Raw genomic sequence first — 21,092 nt, 5'->3', positions numbered from 1 at the left:
TCTAGGGCCTGTCGTCGCCTGAACAGATTGGCTGGGCTTGCGTTTTCGTCTATCTGATGGAGGAGGGACGATGCTGAGCGACGCACAATGGGCTGACCTGGAGCCTCTGGTTAAAGCCTGCCGTCCCAAGGCCAAAACGCCTCCGCAGGATCTGCAGCGCACGCTCTCGGCCATTCTCTGGCGGCATCAGAACGGGGCCAAATGGCGGGCCATTCCCGAGGAATTGGGACCCTGGTGGCGGGGCGCCCAGATTCTCATCCGCTGGTCGCGTGCCGGCGTCTGGGAGCGGCTTCTTCTCCTCGTTCAGGAACGCGGCGTTCAACTCGGCATGGTGTTCCTCGACGGCACGAGCGTGCGGGCGCACCAAAAGGCGGCGGGAGCCGCCAAAAGGGGGGATCTGTATGAAAAGGCGTCGGAGGTTCACCCCTCCCAGGACTGGGCTCAATACGTTGAATTAAAAGCTAAATTTTGCTTCGGAGTGGGGTCACGATCGGCGGCGATCGTGACCCCACTCCGATCTCGATTTTCGCAGATCAGAGAGTGCGTTAGCAAAGTTTTTGCCGGGGTCATGCTTCGAATCCGTTTCACAGCCTGAACCGAACGACGCTTCGGCTGACGTCGCTGCACGAAGACCGACAGAGGGCCGGTCGAGGGAGGCGGGCATCCACCTAGTAAGCTTGGCCGTATTCACGTTTTGTTCGGCCAAGGAGATTGGCGGTCCTTCATGGGCCGCCATTACTGCTGGTTCAGATCTCCGGAACATCGCGTTGCCGGCCGATGCACAATTGAGGTGATGCGCCGACCGGCTGCCGGAGGGGCGTATCTGCGGAATAATTAGGAACAGCTTTCGTCGAACCGAGGTGTCTTCACCGTAAGGCTTAAAGTGGCCTTTCGACTTTGTGTCGTTCCCTCGAATTCGGCCTTGGAGGGGGCTGGGTCCAAACTTGCCTGTGGCGAGGGTCCAATCCTCCCTCTCTTTGGGCCCAAACTCCCCTCTCCGTTACATGCGCCGACCGCCGCGCCTACGAGCAGCCGGTCGTGCTGCCGCAAGTGTCGCACTTCAGGCAGGTTCCGTTGCGGACCAGCGTGAAGTTCGCGCATTCCGGGCAGGCCTCGCCGACGTAGCCCTTCATCTTGGCCTCGGCGCGCCGGTCGGCGACGCTGCGCTCCGGCTTGGCGAAGGGCAGGGCCTCGATCGACGTCTCCGCGTGGCCGGCGAAGTCCGGCTCCGCCTTCAGCGCGGTGGCGCCGCGCATGGCGTGGACCACGCCGCCGGCCGGGGCCGACTGGCCCGCGTTGCCGGCGCCGACGCCGACGGTCGCGCCGGACGGGCCGCCCTGGATCAGGGTCAGCCGGTCGGCCGAGCCGCGCAGCAGACCGCGGGAGACGACGCTGGCGGCCGTCTGCTGCGGCTTGCCCGCCTCGCGGGTGGTGTCGCCCTCGCCGCCGCCGAGCACGGTCGAGCCGATCTCGGACGGGTCGACATGGGCGAGGTCCATGCGGGCGAGGTACGAGATCGCCAGCTCGCGGAAGACGTAGTCGAGGATCGAGGTCGCGTTCTTGATCGCGTCGTTGCCCTGCACGAAGCCCGCCGGCTCGAAGCGGGTGAAGGTGAAGGCCTCGACGTATTCCTCGAGCGGCACGCCGTACTGGAGCCCGAGCGAGATCGCGATGGCGAAGTTGTTCATCAGGCTTCGGAAGGCGGCGCCCTCCTTGTGCATGTCGATGAAGATCTCGCCGATGCGGCCGTCGTCGTACTCGCCGGTGCGCAGGTAGACCTTGTGGCCGCCGACGACGGCCTTCTGGGTGTAGCCCTTGCGCCGGTGCGGCAGCTTCTCGCGCGAGCGGATGCGCTCGACCCGCTCGATCACCCGCTCGACGATTCGTTCGGCGAGCTGCGTCGCCTTGGCGGCGGCCGGCGCCTGCACCAGCGCCTCGACCATGTCCTCCTCGTCGTCCTCGTCCTGGATCAGGGCCGAGTTCAGCGGCTGCGACAGCTTGGAGCCGTCGCGGTAGAGCGCGTTGGCCTTGAGCGCCAGGCGCCAGGACAGGGTGTAGGCCGCCTTGCAATCCTCGACCGTGGCGTCGTTGGGCATGTTGATGGTCTTGGAGATCGCCCCCGAGATGAAGGGCTGCGCCGCCGCCATCATGCGGATGTGGCTGTCGACCGAGAGGTAGCGCTTGCCGATCCGCCCGCACGGGTTGGCGCAGTCGAACACCGCGTAGTGCTCCTGCTTCAGCCCCGGCGCGCCCTCGAGCGTCATCGCCCCGCAGATGTGGGTGTTGGCGGCCTCGACGTCCTTCCGCGAGAAGCCGAGGAACGGCAGCAGCTCGAAGGTCGGGTCGGAGAGCCTGTCCGCCGGCACCTTCAGGGTGTCGGTGAGGAAGGCGTCGCCCAACGTCCAGCGGTTGAACACGAACTTGATGTCGAAGGCCGACTTCAGGCCCGCCTCGATCGCGGCGATCTTGTCGTCGGTGAAGCCCTTGGCCCGCAGGGAGCCCGGGTTGATCGCCGGCGCCTGGCCCATCGAGCCGTGGCCGACCGCGTAGGCCTCGATCTCGGCGATCTCGGATTCGCGGTAGCCGAGCGCGCGCAGCGCATCCGGCGCGGCCTGGTTGATGATCTTGAAGTAGCCGCCGCCGGCGAGCTTCTTGAACTTCACCAGGGCGAAGTCGGGCTCGATGCCGGTGGTGTCGCAATCCATGACGAGGCCGATCGTGCCGGTCGGCGCCAGCACCGTCGCCTGCGCGTTGCGATAGCCGTGCTCCTCGCCGAGCCGCAGCGCCCTGTCCCAGGCGGCGCGGGCGTGGTCGCCGAGATTGCCCTGCGGGATGTTGGCGTGGTCGAGCGGCACCGGGGCGATCGAGAGGAACTCGTAGCCCTCCGCCTCGCCGTGCGCCGCGCGGCGGTGGTTGCGGATCACCTTGAGCATGGCGTCCGCGTTGTCCTCGTAGGCCGGGAAGGCCCCGAGCTCCGCGGCCATCTCGGCCGAGGTGGCGTAGGATACGCCGGTCATGATCGCGGTCAGCGCGCCGGCCAGCGCCCGGCCCTTATCCGAGTCGTAGGGCAGGCCCATCGTCATCAGCAGGCCGCCGATGTTGGCGTAGCCGAGGCCGAGCGTGCGGTACCTGTAGGAGAGCTCGGCGATCTCCTTCGACGGGAACTGCGCCATCGTCACCGAGATCTCGAGCACCACCGTCCAGAGGCGGTTGAGGTGCTCGAACGCCTCGACGTCGAACTGCTTGGTCTGGCGGTCGTACATCGTCAGCAGGTTGGCCGAGGCCAGGTTGCAGGCGGTGTCGTCGAGGAACATGTACTCGGAGCACGGGTTCGAGGCCCGGATCCGCCCGCCGGTCGGGCAGGTGTGCCAGTCGTTCATCGTGGTGTTGAAGTGCAGGCCCGGATCGGCCGAGGCCCAGGCCGCCTCGCCGATCTTCTCCCACAGCTCGCGCGCCGGCAGGGTCTTGGTCGTCTTGCCGGTGGTGCGGGCCTTCAGCTCCCAGGACGCGTCGGTCTCGACCGCGCGCAGGAAGTCGTCGGTCAGCGAGACCGAGTTGTTGGAGTTCTGGCCGGCCACCGTGAGGTAAGCCTCCGAGTCCCAGTCGGTGTCGTAGACCGGGAAGTCGATCTTGGTGAAGCCTTGGCGGGCGAACTGGATCACCCGCTTGGTGTAGGAATCCGGCACGGCGTCCTTGCGGGCGGCCTTCACAGCCTTCTTCAGGGCCGGGTTGCGCTCGGGGTCGAAGCAGGCGTCGCCTTCCGCCTCGCACTGGGTGCAGGCCTTCATCACCGCGGCGAGGTGCTTGGAGACGATCTTGGAGCCGGTCACCAGCGCGGCGACCTTCTGCTCCTCCTTCACCTTCCAGTCGATGTACTGCTCGATGTCCGGGTGGTCGATGTCGACGATGACCATCTTGGCCGCGCGCCGGGTGGTGCCGCCGGACTTGATCGCGCCGGCCGCCCGGTCGCCGATCTTGAGGAAGGACATCAGGCCCGACGACTTGCCGCCGCCGCCGAGTTTTTCGTTTTCTCCACGAAGCATCGAAAAATTCGAGCCGGTGCCGGAGCCGTACTTGAACAGGCGCGCCTCGCGGACCCACAGGTCCATGATGCCGCCCTCGTTGACGAGGTCGTCCTGCACGCCCTGGATGAAGCAGGCATGCGGCTGCGGGTGCTCGTAGGACGAGGCGGACTTGGTCAGCTCGCCGCTGCGATAGTCGACGTAGTAATGGCCCTGGGCCGGGCCGTCGATGCCGTAGGCCCAATGCAGGCCGGTGTTGAACCATTGCGGCGAGTTCGGCGCGACCATCTGCTTGGCGAGCATGAAGCGCAGCTCGTCGAGGAACGCGGAGGCGTCCTCCTCGGAGGTGAAGTAGCCGCCCTTCCAGCCCCAGTAGGTCCAGCAGCCGGCCAGGCGGTCGAACACCTGCGTCGCCGACGTCTCGGAGCCGGTGCGCTCGGCCTCGGGCAGCTCGCCGAGCGCCGCCTCGTCCGGCACCGAGCGCCACAGGAAGGACGGGACGTCGTTCTCCTCGACCCTTTTCAGGCGCGCCGGCACGCCGGCCTTGCGGAAGTACTTCTGCGCCAGCACGTCGCTCGCGACCTGGCTCCAGCTCTCGGGCACCGAGATCCCGTCGAGGCGGAAGACGGTCGAGCCGTCCGGGTTGCGGATCTCGGACAGTGCCTTGCGGAACGGGATCGCCGCATAAGGCGAGGAACCGGACGTGGTGTAACGACGCTCGAACCGCATGAGACGCACCTCTCCCGACGAGGCGCAGAGGCGCCCCGGGGTTGAATCCGGAGATCCGAAGAGCCGAATCCGGGCGCCTGAAGCGACGCTGCCCGGATCGGCCGACGTTGGTAAGAAGGTGGCTGGACGCGCACGGATCGAACGGATCGGCGCTCCCGAACCATGACCCGGACATTAACGCCGGGCCGGCCTTCACGTCAACAAGTGGTGTTCGGCCTCCCGGTTCCACGCTAGATGTTGTGGTCTTGGCGGTAAAATTGTGGATAAGTCGGCGCCGGCCGTAAGTGCTGTTTCCGCCTCCTGGATTTCGCGCGGAAAATTTTTGCGTCCACAGCGTCGTCGGGCCGCCCGAAAACGCCCGCGCCGCGCCGCCGCGCCGGCATGGCCGCCGGGCGACGGGGCCGGTCCGCGGCGACGCCCGCCCGGCGGCGTCACCGGCGCCCGGACTCGGGTTTCGGACTTGGTTCTGGACTTGCGGGCACCCGCTGCTCATAACCGCGCTCTGCATGCGCAGCCCGGATCGCGATCCCCGGCCGCGCGTGCGAGCAGGCTTCGGAGACGGCGATGGCGCTCAAGGACACGCTTCTGCGCATCTTCACGTGGTGGAACGGGCAGACGATGTCGCTCGCGCTCTACACCGCGCGCAGCGGCAACTTCGTCGGCAGCGACGACCACGGCAACAAGTACTACCGCGCGCAAGGGGCGCTGATCGACCGCTCGGTCGGCTCGGAGCGGCGCTGGGTGGTCTACAACGGCTACGCCGATGCCTCGAAGGTCCCGCCCGGCTGGCGCGGCTGGCTCTGCCACAACGTCGAGCTGCCGCCGAGCGAGGAGGCCTACACCCCGCGCGAGTGGCAGAAGCCCCACGTCGAGAACATGACCGGCACGGCCGACGCCTACCGCCCGAAGGGCTCGCAGCTCTCCTGGGGCGCCCGCCCCGCCGCCACCGGCGACTACGTGCCGTGGACGCCGGGCGAATAGCCCCCCACCAGTCCGGCCGGCACGTCTCCCCTCCGGTTGGATGGGCCTCCGAGGCCGGCTCCGCTTTGACGACCCGGTCTCCGTCATTCCGGGGCTGCGCAGCAGAGCCCGGAATCCAGGGCCGCCGCGAGGCGCAGACTGGAGCGAGACCCGCGGCGCTGGATCCCGGGCTCGCCTCCGGCGCCCCGGGATGACGGGGAGGGGCCGGAAACGAGATCTGCAGGCCCTATCCGCCCGCGTCGCGCCCGCGGAGGCCGCGCCCTTTTTCCACCACCGTTTCCGTATTGAACGCGTCGATCCGCCGGCCGCGCGCCGCGTCGTTCACTTGCCGAGAGGGGCGTGCCTTGAGCCGCATCACCGCACGGGCCGCGTTCGGCCTCGCCGCCCTCGCGCTCTGCGCAGGCCCGGCCTCCGCCGACAAGATCAAGAACCCGACCGCGGTGTTCTCCGGCCTCGACAAGATCACCGGCCGCATCGTCTCGTTCGAGGTGGCGGTGGACGAGACCGTGCAGTTCGGCGCGCTGCAGCTCACCCCGCGGGTCTGCTACACCCGGCCGCCGACCGAGAGCGCCAAGACCACGGCCTTCCTCGAGGTCGACGAGGTGACGCTGGAGAACAAGTACCGCCGGATCTTCACCGGCTGGATGTTCGCCTCGAGCCCCGGCCTGCACGCGATCGAGCACCCGATCTACGACGTGTGGCTCGTGGATTGTAAGGGCGGCAGCGACATCATCGCCGAGGCGCGCGAGCAGGAGGACGTGCCGGCGATGGCCGCCAAGCCCGAGCGCAAGCGCGGCACGAAGGACGCCGCCAAGACCGTGCAGCAGGTCAACTCCGCCGGCCAGGTCGACGTCGAGGCGCCGCGCGGCGTCCCGGTCCAGCCGCGCCAGAAGCCCTCGCGCAAGTTCTTCCCGTCGAACGAGGGCCCGGCCCCGGCCCCGCCGCAGCCCCCGCAGCCGCAATCGATCTTCGACGCGATCTTCCGCTGACCGCATCCCCCTTTCCCTCCCCCCTGAAGCGGGGGAGGGAAGGGGAGCCTCACGCCTCCGCGGAGCCCGGCCCGAGGGCGGCCAGGGCCTGCGCCCCTGGGACGCTGCCGTCCGTCGGCCAGGCGTTCCAGTCGGCGGCGTGGCCCAGCGCCTCGGCGAGCCGGCGCTTGTAGACGTGGCGCGGCAGCTCCTCGGCGCCGAACTGGGCGAGGTGCTCGGTGACGAACTGGGTGTCGGCGAGGCGGTATCCGCCGGCGCGGAGCCGCCCCATCAGGTGGACGAGGGCGACCTTCGAGGCGTCGCGCACCTCGTGGAACATGCTCTCGCCGAAGAAGGCCGCCCCCATCGAGACCCCGTAGAGGCCGCCGACGAGCCGGCGCGGCTCGCCGGCGTAGACCTCGATCGTGTGGGCGTGGCCGCGGTCGAACAGCGCGCCGTAGAGCTCGCGGATGCGGCCGTTGATCCAGGTGCGCTCGCTCTCGCGGCGCGGGGCGGCGCAGCCGCCGATCACGCCGTCGAAGTCGGTGTCGCTGCGGACCTCGAACACGTCCGAGCGCACCGTGCGCGCGAGCCGCTTCGACACGCGGAACCCGTCGAGCGGCAGCACCCCGCGGGCGCGGGGCTCGACCCAGTACAGCGTCGGGTCGTCGGCGTCCTCGGCCATCGGGAAGATGCCGGCGGCGTAGGCCTTGAGAAGGATCTCGGGCGTGATCTCCACGCGGGTGCCGTCGTGCATGGCGGCGATTCTGGCGTGCGCGCGTCCGGAACGCCAGTGGGGCGGCCGCGCAAATCCACGGCGCCGACGCCGCGGGCCCGACCGGCCGGCGATCGCGATCCTTCTGCGGTTCGATCCGTCCGCATCAGGACCGACCTGCAGGGGCGGCGATCTTTGGAAGCACATCCCCGGCCGCATTGGCTAGGATCATCAGCATCGAACCCAAGAGGCGGCAGCACGCCGCCCGGAGGCCGGCATGATCGTCGCCATGCGCAAGTCCCGACCCGAGGCCCGTCCGATCCCGTCGTGTCGTCGCACCGACGGCACGGGGAAGGATCGCAACACGGCACGGAAGGACGACGGCGATGGGCCATCACGACACGGCATTTGACGCGTCCGGCGCGGGACGGACATTCGGATCCCGCGCCTTCGCCCTGGCCGCGCGGGCGCACCGCCGGCATTACGGCCGGGCCGCCTTCGCCACCGCCATCGACGACGGCCTGATGCCCGACGAGGTGCGCGGCATCCTGGCCGGCCGCAGGATCGTCGACGCCTTCCCGGTGCGCCGGGGCGAGAGCCCGCCGGCCTATGCCGGCCGCGCCGTGGCCGAGATGATGGTCGCCTACCTCGCGAGCGAGACGCCCTGAGCGGCGAAGCGCCCTCGCGGGCGACCCGGCCGACGCGGTCGGCCCGACCCTGATCCCACCCCGAAGTCCAGTCCCACCCCGAAGTCCAGCCATCGGACGACCTGCGCGACGCCGCAGGCGAGAGGTTTCGGCATGCCGATCCACACCCGTCGCCGCATCCCATCCCGGTTCGCGATCGCCTGCGCCGCCTCCGCCCTCGGCCTCGCCTGCGTTGTCGGCGCGGGCTCGGCCGACACGCGGACCTCCCTGCGGATGGCCTTCGTCGGCGCCTCGACCGATCTGGCGCAGCGTTTCGCCCCGGCGGACGCGGCGGCGCGGGTCGCCCTCGGGCCGGGCGGGGCGGACGTGCGGGTGGCCGGCGACCTGATGGACGGCGTCGCCCTGCGGGTCGAGGCCCTTCTGGCGGCGAACCCGCAGGCCCGCCGCATCCACCTCACCAGCGGCGGCGGCCTGGTCGAGGAGGGCCTGGCGCTGGGGGCGCTGATCGCCGAGCACGGGCTCGACACCTACGTCCCCGACGAATGCGCCTCGGCCTGCACCCTGGCCTTCGTCCGCGGCCGCGCGCGCTACCTCGGCACGGCCGGGCGGCTCGGCTTCCACGCCCCCTACGAGGCCGGCCTGTTCGGGCAGACCTTCGCGGTCGACGCCAGCCCCGAGCGGGCGGCCTACCGCGACGCCGGCCTCGCCGCGGACTTCACGGCGGAGGCGCTGGCGGTCGCCTCCGACGACATCTGGATGCCGGATGCCGAGCGCCTGATCCGAGCCGGCGCCGTCACCGAGGTGGTGGAGCCCGACCGCTTCCCCGACTCGACCCTCGACGACGACGACGGCCCGGAGGCGGCCCGCGCGCAGGTGCTGCGCAACCTGCCGATCCTCGCGCAGGCCGACCCCGCCGCCCTCGACCGCATCGCCGCCTGGTACCGCGACGGCTACCGGAACGGGCGCTCGGAAGCGGACGCCTTCGACGGGTTGCGCGCCCGGGCGAACGATCACCTCAGGGTCCTGTTCCGCCGGGCCGACGACGCGACCATCCGGGCGCTCGGGCATGCGGCGCTCGCGGCGTCGCGGGCGGTGGGGGCGGGCGACGGTGATGCGTGCGAAGCCATCGCCGGCGGCGACGTGGTCGCGATCGACGAGGCCCTGCGGCACGCCGCGCACCCGGTGCCGAGCCTGCCGGCGCTGATCGTGCAGGCGCGACGGCAGAATGCGGCGCCGACCGAGGGAGCCGCCGCGGGCGACGACGCCCGCCCGCGCCGGCACGCCCGGCGCCCGCCGGCGCGCTGCGCAACCCGGATCGCGGCGCTGCGGCAGGCGCTGGACCGCCCGGCCCGCGAGGCGGCCGCCGAGGTGCGGGGGCTGCTCCTGACGGAGGCGCCGCAGGTCGCCGCGATCGCCGCGCCGTGAGCCTCGCGCGCCGTCCGTCGCCGGGCGCCGACCGGTTCCGTCCGCCGCGAAACCGCGGGGACCGGAAGACGAGGGCCGTGGCCGCCCCCGGCACCGGTGAGGATGCGCGGCGCCCGCCGGAGCCGGCGCCGCGGTAAGCCGAGGCTGCACCCCTGATCCGGATCAGGGGCGTCGCTGAACGCTGCTCGGCCGGGGCCGTTTCGGAGCGGATGCGTCCACGCGTCCCTCCCCTCGACGGATCATGGGCTTACCCGGAATCCGCATGTCTCGCGTGCCCGATTCCGCGTGCCCCCGGTTCGGGCGGGCCCGATTTTGGGGGGGCGGGAAGATCCGAGCGGTGCCCGGGCCGTCTCCCGGCCCGGGCGTCGTCTCACGCCGCCTCGAGCAGGCGGCGGGCGATGACCTGGGCCTGGATCTCGGCCGCGCCCTCGAAGATCGAGAGGATGCGGGCGTCGCAGAGCACGCGGCTGACGGCGTACTCGAGCGCGAAGCCGTTGCCGCCGTGGATCTGCAGGGCGTTGTCGGCCGCCGCCCAGGCGACGCGAGCGCCGAGGAGCTTCGCCATGCCGGCCTCGAGGTCGCAGCGCTTGCCCTCGTCCTTCTCGCGGGCCGAGAAGTAGGTGAGCTGGCGGGCGATGTTGATCTCCACCGCCATCATCGCGAGCTTGTCGGCGACCCGCGGGAAGCTGATCAGGGCTTTTCCGAACTGCATCCGCTCCTCGGCGTAGCGCAGGCCGAGGTCGAGGGCCGACTGGGCGACGCCGATGGCGCGGGCCGCGGTCTGGATGCGGGCCGACTCGAAGGTCTGCATCAGCTGGGCGAAGCCCTTGCCCTCGACCTCGCCGAGGAGGTTGTTGCCCGGCACCTCGAAGTTCTCGAAGGCGAGCTCGTACTCCTTCATGCCGCGGTAGCCGAGCACGTGGATCTCGCCGCCGGTGAGGCCCTCGACCGGGAACGGCTCCGCGTCGGTGCCGCGGGGCTTCTCGGCGATCAGCATCGAGAGGCCGCGGTGGCCCTTCTCCTCGGGCTTGGTGCGGACCAGCACCGTCATGATGTCGGCGCGGACGGGATGGGTGATCCAGGTCTTGTTGCCGGAGATCTTCCAGGTCTCGCCGTCCTTCACCGCCTTGGTGCGCAGCGAGGCGAGGTCCGAGCCGGTGTTCGGCTCGGTGAACACGGCCGTCGGCAGGATGTCGCCCGAGGCGATCTTGGGCAGGAAGCGCTGCTTCTGCTCCTCGGTGCCGCCGCACAGGATCAGCTCGGCGGCGATCTCCGAGCGGGTGCCGAGGGAGCCGACGCCGATATAGGCGCGCGACAGCTCCTCGGAGACGACGCACATCGAGATCTTCGGCAGGCCCATGCCGCCGTATTCCTCCGGGATCGTCAGGCCGAAGACGCCGAGCTCGGCCATCTTGGTGACGATCTCCATCGGGATGTAGTCGTTCTTGAGGTGCCACTCGTGCGCCTGGGACACCACCTCGGCCTTGCCGAAACGGCGCATCTCGGAGCGGATCGCCTCCATGTCCTCGTCGAGGCCGGAATCGCCGACGGTGGCCGACGCCACGCCGTCGCGGATCTTCTGGACCAGGGCGGCGCGGTTCTCCGGGGTGTTGCCGTCGGCGATCAGCGCCTCGACCGCGTCGGTGCGGAACTGCTGCACCTCGCGGGCGGTGAGCCCGAGCGAGCCGACCGGGCGCACCATCTCGCCCTGGCTCATCGGGATGCCCGAGACCATCTGCTCGAGGTACTCGCCCGCGCCGATCTTCACGAGCAGCGTCTCGGTCTCGCCGAAGCGGCCGGCCGCGCGCAGGTTGGCGGCGTAGGTGCCGAGCTCGCGCACCGCCTCGCCGTAGGTGGCGATCCAGGCGAGGCCGTGGGCGGCGTGCTGCTCGGCCTCCAGCTTGGCGGCGTCGACCTTGCCGTCCGTGCCCAGCACGCGGGTGCGGACCCGGCGGGTCGCCTCGGCGACGAGACGTTTCGCGGATTCGCCGGCGGCCTGCGTGAGGGCGACGAGATCCTGCGGCTCGGGCTGGAAGGCGGGCGAAGCGGACATGGCTGGCACTTTCGTCTGAACGTTTCCGGTTGCGAGCAATATAGGCCCGATCCACCGGGACGTAGCAAATTCTTAAGGCTCGGAGCCGCAATTCGTCTTGAATTTTCTATCCAGTCGCGTGCAATTTTCCTCAACGCCGCAACCGGTTGGCGAAACCGGTGCGCTGTGGCGGGTGCCGTCGCCGCGCCCTCTCGCCTAGCCCCGGTTCGCCACTGCGACGCCGATCGCGGCCACCGCCATGCCGGCGACCTGGAGCCCGGTCAGCGCCTCGCCGAACATGAGGTAGGCCATGGTCGCCGAGACCGGCGGCACCAGGAACAGCAGCGCCGAGACGCCGGCCACCGCGCCGCGCCGGATCAGCACGAGCAGCAGCAGGATCCCGGCGACGGAGCTGACCAGCACCGACCACGCCATCCCGAGCCAGACCGGCAGCAGCGGCGGCACGGCGAGGCCGTCGCCCGACAGCAGCGCCAGCGGCACCGCGACGCCGCAGGCGCCGACGAACTGCAGGGTCGCGGTGGCCAGCAGGTCGGCGTCGGCGCCGGTGCGCTTCTGCCAGAGCGTGCCGAGCGTGATCGCGGCGACCGCGCCGGCGCAGGCGGCGAGCGCGACCGGCGGGATGCCGGCCGGGTCGGCGGCGCCGATCTTCGGGGCGAGCACGAGCCCGGCCCCGAGGAAGCCGAGCCCGATTCCGCACCAGCGGCGCAGGCTCACCGCCTCGCCGAGCACCGGCCCGGCCAGCATCGCCGTCGCCAGCGGCTGCAGGCTGCCGACGAGGGCCGCGATCCCCGCGGGCAGGCCGCGATGGATCGCCCAGAACACGCCGACGATGTAGCAGCCCTGCATCAGCACGCCCGCGACCATCGCGTCGCGCCATCCCGCGCGGGTCCACGGCCAGCGGGCGCGAAGCGCGAGGGCGATCGCGCCGAGCACCAGGGCCACGCCGATCACCCGCAACGCCACGAAGGGCAGCGGCTGGGCATGGGGGGCCACGAACCGGGCCGCGATGAAGCCGGTCGCCCAGATCAGGACGAACAGGCTCGGGATCAGGACGTTTGCGAGGAGGGCGGGCATGGTGCCGCGCAGGCAGCACGCGCCGTCCGCGCTGACAACCGAAAAAGCCGGGGCGCCCCCGCCCCGGGACAGGGGGCGCCCCGCCGTTGCCCGAAGGCTTCACCCCGGCACCGAACGCCGCCCCCCGGCCCTCGACGCGTTGACGGGGACGGGAACGCGATCACGTATCCCAAAAAACGCATCCTCCATCGGGTAGCATCGCCGCACGTGACAAACGCTTTGACGGAAGGATCTCGGCGATCACCGCGCATCCCCTCGCCCCGCACGCGGGGAGAGGCCCGCACGGACCTCGTCGTCCGTGCGGGAAGCGCAGGCGAAGCCGGAGCGGCGGTGAGGGGGCGGCCCCGAAAGAGCCTCCTCCGTCGACGCCCCCTCACCATCGGCTGCCGCCGCGCTTTGCCGACGACGTGGTCGGCAAAGCCCCCTCCCCGCGTGCGGGGAGCGGGGAGGGCGGCATGAAACCCCTCCGCACCGCCCTCGAGGTCGCGGGCATCGCCGCGCAGCGCTTCGTCTCCCATGACGGCTGGGCGATCGCGAGCCACATCGCGCTGTCGATCCTGACCTCGCTGTTCCCGTTCCTGATCCTGCTCGCGGCGCTCGCGGGGCTGCTCGGCACCAAGTCCCTGGCCGACGAGGCCGGCCTGCTAATCTTCGACGCGTGGCCGCGGGAGGTCGCCAAGCCGATCGTCGGCGAGGTCCACCGGGTGCTCACCGAGCAGCGCGGCGGGGTGCTGACGGTCGGCGCGCTGCTGGCGCTGTACTTCTCGTCCTCCGGCGTCGAGAGCCTGCGGGTGGGCCTGAACCGCGCCTACGGCCTGCGCGAGATGCGGCCGTGGTGGCTGACCCGGCTCGAATCGATCGGCTACGTCGTCTGCGGCGCCTGCGCGATGCTGGCCTTCGCGCTGCTGGTGGTGCTCGGCCCGCTGATCTGGCGCAACGTCGTTCTCGTCGCGCCGGGGCTCGAGCCCCTGGGCCTCACCGTCGCGATCGCGCGGATCGGCATCACCGCGCTGCTGCTCGCCGCGGTGCTGATCATCGCCCACAAGTTCGTCGCCGCCGGCCGGCGCTCGTTCCTGGCGGTGCTGCCGGGCATCGGCGTGACGCTGCTGCTGTGGTTCTTCGCCGGCCTCGGCTTCGGGTTCTACCTCGACCGCTTCTCGAACGCCTACGCCTCGACCTACGGCGGCCTCGCCACCGCGATGGTGTTCCTGGTGTTCCTGTACTGGCTCGCGGCGATGTTCCTGTTCGGCGGCGAGATCAACGGCACCGTGATCGCGGCCAAGCGCAGCCGGCTGCGGGCGCGGATGCACGCGCGCCAGGCGCGTCCGCCGGTTGCCTAGGACGAGACGCTTTGCCGGGAACCGAGTCCGCCTCGGGCTGTTGGCCCCAGGACTCCATGTGATCCGAAACCTCATCCGGCCAGCTTCCCCGAAACGGGAGGCGGGCCGTTTTCTTTTGGCCGCTCGCGCCGGCGTCAGCCGACGAGGTCGTCGAGCGTGACCGCGAGGGCGTCCGCGATCCTCCGAAGGGTCTCTACGGTGCCGTCGCGCTTGCCGGTCTCGATCTGCGAGAGGAACGGTTGGGCGATGCCGGCCTGCGCCGCGAGCGCCGCCATCGTGAGCCCGCGATGCTCGCGCCAGACCCGGATGCGGTTGTCGCCGCCGAGCAGCCGGTCCACGACCTCGGCGGGGATCAGCTCCTCCTCGCCGGTCGCAAGCTTCAGGCGGAACTGCGCGACGGCGGCTTGGTCGGCCACGTCCTCCGCGGCCTGGGTCAGCGCGGTGTAGTCGGCCTCGCTCAGGATCACGAGTCGCTCGCCGGCCGGTGTCGTGAAGCGATGCGCGTTCATGACAACGTCCTTCTCGGTCGGGCGTGATGGCGCGGGCATCGTCGGGATCGGCCGCTCAATCGTGGGCGCTTGCCCGGGGCGCCACCTTGATGATCGCGACGATCTCGCCGTCTTCGGTGAACAGGACGACCTCAGGCCGCCAGAGCCAGCACCGCTTCGCCCTCGTCCGCCTCGGCGGCCATGAACTGCGCCCGGGCGAGCTCGGCGAAGCGGCCGTTCTGCGCGACCAGGCCGTCGAAGGTGCCGCTCTCGACGATGCGGCCCTCGTGGAAGACCAGGATGCGGTCGGCGTTGCGGATCGTCGCGAGGCGGTGGGCGATGACGAAGGTGGTGCGGCCTTCCATCACGGCTTCCAGCGCGCCCTGCAGGCGGCGCTCGGTGGCGGCGTCGAGCGCGCTCGTCGCCTCGTCGAGGATCAGGATCGGCGGGTTCTTCAGGATCGCCCGGGCGATCGAGAGGCGCTGGCGCTCGCCGCCCGAGAGCGAGCGGCCGCGCTCGCCGATCACCGTGTCGAGGCCGTCGGGCTGGCGCGCCATGAAGGCGGAGGCCTGGGCGCGCTCCAGGGCGTCGAGCATCTCGGCATCGGTGGCGTCCGGGCGGCCGACCTGGAGGTTCTCGCGGATCGAGCGGGCGAACAGCATCGGCTCCTGGAACACCACGCCGATGTTGTGGCGCAGCGACGACACGGCGACGTCGCGGATGTCCATCCCGTCGATGCGGATCGCGCCGGCGCCCGGGTCGAAGCTGCGGTGCAGCAGGCCCAGCGTCGTCGACTTGCCCGAGCCGGTGGTGCCGACGAGCGCGATGGTCTCGCCGGCGCGGGCCGCGAACGACACCCCGTCGAGCGCCTTGCGGCGGCCGTCGTAGGAGAAGCCGACGCCCTCGAACTCGACCTCGCCGGCGAAGCGGGCGACCTGGACGGCGTGCGAGCGGTCGCGGACGGCCGGCACCGTGTCGAAGATCGTGAAGAACTCGGCGATCTTCGGCGCCTGCTGGAACAGGCCGTTGACGAAGCCGACCACGTGGTCGAGGCGCGTCACCAGGGCGGTGGCGAGGCTCATGAAGGCGACGACCTCGCCGACCGAGGTCTGGCCGGCCTGGTAGAGCATGATGCCGGTGACGAACACCGCGGTCATGGTGATGGTGGCCGACGCGCGGGTCGCGACGTTGGCCAGCGCCCACCACGACAGCACCGGGATCTGCGCGGCGAGCAGGTTGCCGATGATGTCGCGCATCGCGTCCTTCTCGGCCTTGGCGCGGGTGAAGGACTGGATCACGGCGACGTTGCCGAGCGCGTCGGAGGCGTGCGCGGCCAGGCCCGAATTGTAGAACTCGACCTCGCCCTGCAGCGTCTCGGTGCGGCGCATGACGAAGGTGGTCAGCGCGGTGAAGACCAGCACCAGCACGAGCAGGATCGAGCCGAGCTGCCAGTTCACGAACAGCGTCATCGGCAGCAGCACGCCGAGCGAGACCAGGGCCGCGAAGTGGTCGCGGAAGAAGCCGAGCCACAGGGCCGACATGCCGTTGGTGCCCTCCAGCATCGCCTTCAGCACGCGGCCGGAATGGTTCGCCGAGTGGAAGGCGAGCGGCAGGTCGAGGACGTGCTCGAAGTAGTTCGCCATGGTGGAAAGGCGGTTGCGGTGGGCCAGCCGGTCGGCGTGGAGCGCGATGGCGACGCCCGCCGCAATGGTGAAGAAGCCGAATGCGACCCAGGCCGCGATCAGCGGCAGCATGGTCTGCAGGCCGTTGCCGCCGCGCTTGAGGTGGGTCAGCCCGTCGATGATGCGGCCCATGATCAGGGGTTCGGCGAAGGCCGCCACCGCCAGCGCGACGTTGGCGAACCCGAGGCCGATGGCGAGCCGCTTGTCGTTGCCCAGAAGGCTCAGAACGCGCGCGTACAGACGAAACAGCGACATGTCAGCTCCGAACACCGACCTCAGGCGCGCCCCGTGTTGCCCGGGCCCAGCGCGCTCTTCCCCCTCGAACCCGGTCCGCGGCTGCGGTCCGGGTCTTCCTTCTTCCGTCGCGCTCCGTCCGATCGCCGGAACGGTGAATTCGGGAGTCCCGAGCTCCGGGCTCCCAAACGCTTGGCGCGACGGGACTTATGCCAGGGGCTGGCTGAACGGCGCCTGACGGATCCGCCCCGCTGCGGGGAGGCCTTTACGGTTCGTTCAGCAAGATTTCCTAACCTCGTCCCCGAGGGCTCCACAAGCGCGCGATGCGCGCAGGCGCGCGAATTTCTCGCATCGCGCGTCGTGCACGGGGATCTCGCGACCGCGACGTTCGGGCCGGCCGCGCCACAGGCCCCCGGGTCACATGATCGGGCGCCGGCGGCGCCGGCCGGAACCTCGCGCGCCGACGCTGCGCCGGATGCCCGACCGCATCGCGGATCACGGGGTTCGAGCCCGATCGAGGATGCGCCGACGGGGACCTGCCCCGGGCCGGCGGCTCAGCGCGCCGCGCCGATCTCGCGCAGGTACCGCGCCGTCCCGGGGTTGAGGCTCCCCGCCGGCACCGTGGCGGCGAGGTTCGCGGGATCGCTGTCGCGTCCCTGCGGCAGGCGCCCGGCCAGCCCAGCGCCGGCCCGTCCGATCGCCGCGACCAGGCGGTGGGCCGCCTCGGGGTCGAGGCCCGGCCGGGCGAGCACGAGGCTCCACGAGCCCACGGTCTCGATCGCCGCATCCTGCCCGCGGAAGCTGCCGGCCGGCACGGTCATGCGGCGCAGCGAGGGCCGCGCGGCGAGCGCCCGGTCGATCGCCTGCGGCGACGGGCCGACGAAGCGGGCGCCGCCGGGCATCGCCGCGACCGCTGCGAAACCCGGCCAGCCGATGCCGCCGCCCCAGAGCGCGGCCGCGCGCCCGTCGGCGACCATGGCCGGGCCGTCGCCGGCATGCTCCAGGAGGATCGGGACGATGTCGCGCTCCGGGTCGAGGCCGGAGGCGGCGAGCACCGCGCGGCCCATCACCGTCAGCCCGGAATTCCGGGTGCCGAGCGCGACGGGCTTGCCGGCGAGGTCGGCGAGGGTACGGACCGGGCTCGCCGCCGCGACCACGAGCAGGCCGGGCGTGGCGTACATCGGCGCGACCGCGGTGAGCCGCGGGCCGTCACCCGCCGCCAGCGCGTCGTAGGCGAACTCGCCCTGCACCAGCGCGAGGTCGAGGGCGCCCTCGCGCAGCAGCCGGACGTTCTCGGCCGAGCCGCCGGTGGCGCGGGTCTCCAGGGTCAGGTCGGGGTCGACCGCGCGGACTGAGGCCGCCAGCGCCGCGCCGTAGGCCGGAAAGCCGCCGCCCGGGGTGGCGGTGCCGAGGACGAGGCGAAGCGGCTCGGCCCGCGCGGACGAGGCGAGCATCAGGCAGAGAGCGACCAGAACAGGCTTCACCCGCATCGCACGTGTCCGCCTCCGCGCCGGGGCCGTCGCTCGGCCGTCATTTCGCGGTCAGCAGCGCCCAGTAGACCTTGTACTTCGATCCGGGCGCGTAGGCGGTGGCGATGCCCATGCGGGCGGCCTTCGGATCGAGCATCACGGCGTTGTGGGGCGGGCTGTCGCGCCAGCCGGAGAAGGCCTCGGCGAGGGTGTGGTAGCCAGCCGACAGGTTGGCGTTGGCCGACGCGAAGCCGAGCCGCTCGACGGCGCCCTTCACGGTCTGCGCCTTGCTCGGCCGGTCGGCGAGCGCCATCGACGCCGCCTCGGCCTCGGCGAGCTTCTGGAGCTCGGGGTCGAGGGCGAGCGCCGCCTCGCCGCGGCCGCGGCGATAGGCCGAGATCATGTCGCGCGCGGCTTCGGTGTCGACGTGGGCCGCGTTGTTCGACAGGGGCAGGTAGAGGCTCGGCAGCGCCGCGGTGGTCTGCGTGTCGGTGGCGCACCCGGCCAGCAGCGCCGCGCCGGCGAGCAGCAGGGCGCCCGCGCCGTATCGTCCGATGCTGCCCACGTGTCCGATCCGCCGCTCGCCATCGGCCCGCGTCGATCGGGCCACCGCCGCGACATATAGGGTGCCCGGGGGCGCCGTGCATCAGGATTGACGAACCCTTCACCGGCTCGCGCTTAAGCTGTACCGAATGGAGCCGTCGATGCCGGGCCGTCCCGGCGCGCTCCGGTCCGGGTCGGGAATCGCGTGGGAATCATCGAGGCGAACCTGCGGGGCGGCTTCGTCGGTGCGACGTCGCCCGCCGCATGACCGGACCGCCCATCCACCCCGACGTCGCCGCGGCGTCGGCGACGATCCGCTCGGCCGAGGCGCAATTGCGCCTGATCCGCCGGGACGCCGAGCGGCTGGCCGAGCGCCAGCGCACCTTCGACCGGGCCGCGGCCGCGGCTGGGATCGGGGTGTGGGAATGCCGCCTGCGCGACGAGGCGATCGACTGGTCCTCCGGCGTCTACGACTTGTTCGGCATCCCGCGCGGGACGGCCCTGTCGCGCGGGCGCGCCCTCGAGCACTACCCGGAGGCCTCGCGCCGCGCCCTCGAGGCGGCCCGCTCGCGAGCGATCGCCGAGCGGACCGGCTTCCGCCTCGACACCGAGATCCGCACCGCCGCCGGGCAACTCCGCTGGATCCGCCTGACCGCCACGGTGGAGGCGCGCGCGGGCGTCGCGGTGCGGCTGTTCGGGATCAAGCAGGACATCACCGACGAGAGGCTGGCCGCCGAGGCGGCGCGCCGACGGGCCGATCTCGACGGGATGACGGGCCTCGCCAACCGGATGTGCTTCGAAGACCGGCTCGCGTTCCTGTGCCGGCAAGGCGCGGGCCTGCTCGTTCTCGTCGACCTCGACGGCTTCAAGGCGGTCAACGACGGCTTCGGGCATGCGGCGGGCGATGCCTGCCTCCGGGAGGCGGCCGACCGCATCGCCGGGCTCTGCCGCCGGGCCGACCTCGTGGCGCGGATCGGCGGCGACGAATTCGCCATCCTGCTCGGCGGCCATGGCAGCGCGCGCGGCGCCGAAGCCCTGGCGGGTCGGATCGTCCATGCGATGGGCCGCCCGATGCAGGTCGGCGGCGTCACGATCCGGGTCGGCGCCTCGGTCGGCATCGCCGCCGTCGCGGGCGGCGGGCCGGCGGATGCCTTCGCCCGCGCCGACGCGGCGCTCTACGCCGCCAAGCGCGCCGGGCGGAACACCCTCCGCACGCACGGCGCATCGATCCGCTTCGCCTGACCGGCCGGCATCGCGCCGTCGAGCCCCGGGGGCGACGGCTACGCGCGTCCGGCTCCCGCCGCCATCGCCGCCGCCGCCGCGTCGAGCCCCCAGGCGAGGAGGTCCTTGGCTTCCGCGGCGGTCGGCGCCTCGGTGTAGCACCGCAGCTCGGGGGCGTTGCCCGAGGCGCGGAAGTGGATCGTGCGGCCGCCGTCGAGCGCGATCCGGATCCCGTCCTGCGCGTCGACCGCCTCCGGGGTGCCGACCGGCTGCAGGAAGGTCCGGCGGAACGACGCGTCGCCGAGGCTTTGCAGGAGGGCGCCGCTGCGCTCGGCCGGCGTGTCGGGCAGCCGGTCGCTCGCCATCTCGCCGACGTTCAGCGAGGCCACGAGGTCGGCCAGCGCCAGCCCCGCCTGCCGGGATGCGGCCAGCGTCGCCAGGATGGGCAGCATCGCGTCGCGCGTCGGCAGGGCGGGCAGGACCTTGTCGCCGACCGCGACGTCGGAGCCGAGCAGGAAGCCGCCGTTCGCCTCGAAGCCGGCGACCGCCTTCGCCCCCGCCCGCCGCGCCTGCTCCATGCCGGCGATGACGAAGGGCGAGCCGACGCGGGTGCGCAGCACCTGCCCGAACCCGCCGGCCTGCTCGATCGCCGAGCCGGCGGTGACGGGCACCACCACCGCGTCGACGCCGAGATGGCGCGCGGTGATCAGGCCGAGCACGTCGCCGCGCACGATCCCGCCGGCGGCGTCCGCGACCAGCGGCCGGTCGGCGTCGCCGTCGGTGGTGACCAGGGCGTCGAAGTCGCCCGAGGCCATGACCTCGGCGATGAAGGCGACGTCCTCCGGGCGGTGGGCCTCGGTGTCGATCGGGACGAAGGTCTCCGAGCGGCCGATCGGCGTGACCTCGGCGCCGAACGCCGCCAGCAGGTCGGCGAGCAGGTCGCGGGCGACCGAGCTCTGCTGGTAGGCGGCGACGCGGATCCCGCTCAGGGTGTCGGGCGGGAAGACGTCGCCGTAGCGGCGCCGGTAGCGGTCGATCACGTCCGGGTCCGGCGTCGCGGCGACGGGGGCCGCCATGGTCCCGGCCGCGGCGACGTCGCCGAGGGCGGCGAGGATCGCGACCTCGTCGGCCTTGGTGATCTCGCCGTCGGGCCGGTAGAACTTCAGGCCGTTGCGGTCCTGCGGAATGTGGCTGCCGGTGACCATCACGGCGCAGGCTCCGCGCCGCATCGCCTCGAGCGCCAGCGCCGGCGTCGGAAGCGCGCCGCAATCGATCGCCGCGAAGCCCGCCGCGGCGGCTGCGGTGGCGACGGTGGCGGCGATGCCGGCGCTGCTGTCGCGCAGGTCGCGCCCGATCACCACGGTGCGGCCCGGGCAGCACGCCGCGCCGACGGAGCGGAAGAACGCCCCGGCATAGGCGTAGCTCGGCCACCCGACGAGGTCCGTCACCAGGCCGCGCAGGCCGCTCGTCCCGAACTTCAGGCTGCTCACGACGGCCTCTC

At 71.7% G+C, this 21,092-nt stretch carries 15 protein-coding genes and 1 pseudogene; 7 read left to right on the top strand and 9 right to left on the bottom strand.

Annotation, left to right across the window (positions count from 1 at the left end; translation table 11 throughout):
• Window positions 1-70: 70 nt before the first annotated feature.
• Window positions 71-394, top strand: a pseudogene (locus tag MKK64_RS21590) (transposase); the annotation flags it as partial.
• A 628-nt stretch (window positions 395-1,022) separates the two neighbouring features.
• Here the strand turns inward: MKK64_RS21590 and MKK64_RS21585 are convergent.
• On the bottom strand, window positions 1,023-4,751 hold the full coding sequence (locus tag MKK64_RS21585; protein WP_243937156.1) for a vitamin B12-dependent ribonucleotide reductase: 3,729 nt from the start codon (window positions 4,749-4,751) through the stop codon (window positions 1,023-1,025).
• Window positions 4,752-5,315: 564 nt separating this feature from the next.
• On the opposite strand from MKK64_RS21585, the gene MKK64_RS21580 reads away from it, so the two are divergent.
• Together MKK64_RS21580 and MKK64_RS21575 are read left to right on the top strand one after the other, a co-directional pair.
• Window positions 5,316-5,732, top strand: a complete 417-nt coding sequence (locus MKK64_RS21580; RefSeq protein ID WP_147844523.1) for an NADH:ubiquinone oxidoreductase subunit NDUFA12 — start codon at window positions 5,316-5,318, stop codon at window positions 5,730-5,732.
• Between the two features lie 344 nt (window positions 5,733-6,076).
• Window positions 6,077-6,721 (top strand): DUF2155 domain-containing protein, encoded by a 645-nt coding sequence (locus MKK64_RS21575; RefSeq protein ID WP_147729817.1) that lies wholly within the window; start codon window positions 6,077-6,079, stop codon window positions 6,719-6,721.
• Window positions 6,722-6,770: 49 nt separating this feature from the next.
• Here MKK64_RS21575 and aat read toward each other — a convergent pair whose 3' ends face one another.
• Window positions 6,771-7,457: a leucyl/phenylalanyl-tRNA--protein transferase gene (gene aat / locus MKK64_RS21570; RefSeq protein ID WP_243937154.1), complete on the bottom strand. Its 687-nt coding sequence runs from the start codon at window positions 7,455-7,457 to the stop codon at window positions 6,771-6,773.
• Between the two features lie 344 nt (window positions 7,458-7,801).
• Here aat and MKK64_RS21565 point away from each other — a divergent pair, with 344 nt between their 5' ends.
• Window positions 7,802-8,083, top strand: a complete 282-nt coding sequence (locus MKK64_RS21565) for a hypothetical protein (RefSeq protein ID WP_243937141.1) — start codon at window positions 7,802-7,804, stop codon at window positions 8,081-8,083.
• A 132-nt stretch (window positions 8,084-8,215) separates the two neighbouring features.
• Entirely contained in the window at window positions 8,216-9,487 is a 1,272-nt protein-coding gene (locus tag MKK64_RS21560; protein WP_243937139.1) for a hypothetical protein, read from the top strand.
• A gap of 370 nt (window positions 9,488-9,857) precedes the next feature.
• On the opposite strand, the gene MKK64_RS21555 is transcribed toward MKK64_RS21560, so the two are convergent.
• Window positions 9,858-11,540, bottom strand: a complete 1,683-nt coding sequence (locus MKK64_RS21555; RefSeq protein ID WP_243937137.1) for an acyl-CoA dehydrogenase family protein — start codon at window positions 11,538-11,540, stop codon at window positions 9,858-9,860.
• Window positions 11,541-11,735: 195 nt separating this feature from the next.
• On the bottom strand, window positions 11,736-12,614 hold the full coding sequence (locus MKK64_RS21550) for a DMT family transporter (RefSeq protein WP_243937135.1): 879 nt from the start codon (window positions 12,612-12,614) through the stop codon (window positions 11,736-11,738).
• A 455-nt stretch (window positions 12,615-13,069) separates the two neighbouring features.
• Between MKK64_RS21550 and MKK64_RS21545 the strand changes: the two genes are divergently transcribed.
• Entirely contained in the window at window positions 13,070-13,954 is an 885-nt protein-coding gene (locus MKK64_RS21545; protein ID WP_147844290.1) for a YihY/virulence factor BrkB family protein, read from the top strand.
• Window positions 13,955-14,088: 134 nt separating this feature from the next.
• On the opposite strand, the gene MKK64_RS21540 is transcribed toward MKK64_RS21545, so the two are convergent.
• The 4 genes from MKK64_RS21540 to MKK64_RS21525 all read right to left on the bottom strand — a co-directional run bounded on the left by MKK64_RS21540 (window position 14,089) and on the right by MKK64_RS21525 (window position 18,392).
• The gene (locus MKK64_RS21540; RefSeq protein ID WP_243937133.1) at window positions 14,089-14,463 is read right to left on the bottom strand and encodes a helix-turn-helix domain-containing protein; all 375 of its coding nucleotides are present in this window, start codon (window positions 14,461-14,463) and stop codon (window positions 14,089-14,091) included.
• Window positions 14,464-14,594: 131 nt separating this feature from the next.
• Entirely contained in the window at window positions 14,595-16,379 is a 1,785-nt protein-coding gene (locus MKK64_RS21535) for a glucan ABC transporter ATP-binding protein/ permease (RefSeq protein WP_147728370.1), read from the bottom strand.
• A gap of 533 nt (window positions 16,380-16,912) precedes the next feature.
• Complete coding sequence (locus MKK64_RS21530) at window positions 16,913-17,848, bottom strand: TAXI family TRAP transporter solute-binding subunit (protein WP_243937130.1); 936 nt, start codon at window positions 17,846-17,848, stop codon at window positions 16,913-16,915.
• Between the two features lie 40 nt (window positions 17,849-17,888).
• Window positions 17,889-18,392 (bottom strand): CAP domain-containing protein, encoded by a 504-nt coding sequence (locus MKK64_RS21525; protein WP_147729617.1) that lies wholly within the window; start codon window positions 18,390-18,392, stop codon window positions 17,889-17,891.
• A 242-nt stretch (window positions 18,393-18,634) separates the two neighbouring features.
• Between MKK64_RS21525 and MKK64_RS21520 the strand changes: the two genes are divergently transcribed.
• On the top strand, window positions 18,635-19,612 hold the full coding sequence (locus MKK64_RS21520) for a sensor domain-containing diguanylate cyclase (RefSeq protein WP_243937128.1): 978 nt from the start codon (window positions 18,635-18,637) through the stop codon (window positions 19,610-19,612).
• 38 nt (window positions 19,613-19,650) lie between these two features.
• Here MKK64_RS21520 and MKK64_RS21515 read toward each other — a convergent pair whose 3' ends face one another.
• The gene (locus tag MKK64_RS21515; protein WP_243937120.1) at window positions 19,651-21,081 is read right to left on the bottom strand and encodes a phosphomannomutase; all 1,431 of its coding nucleotides are present in this window, start codon (window positions 21,079-21,081) and stop codon (window positions 19,651-19,653) included.
• Window positions 21,082-21,092: the final 11 nt, after the last annotated feature.

This window comes from Methylobacterium sp. E-025 (assembly GCF_022829705.1).
Classification (GTDB): Bacteria; Pseudomonadota; Alphaproteobacteria; order Rhizobiales; family Beijerinckiaceae; genus Methylobacterium.
This window is presented reverse-complemented; position numbering and strand designations above follow the sequence as displayed.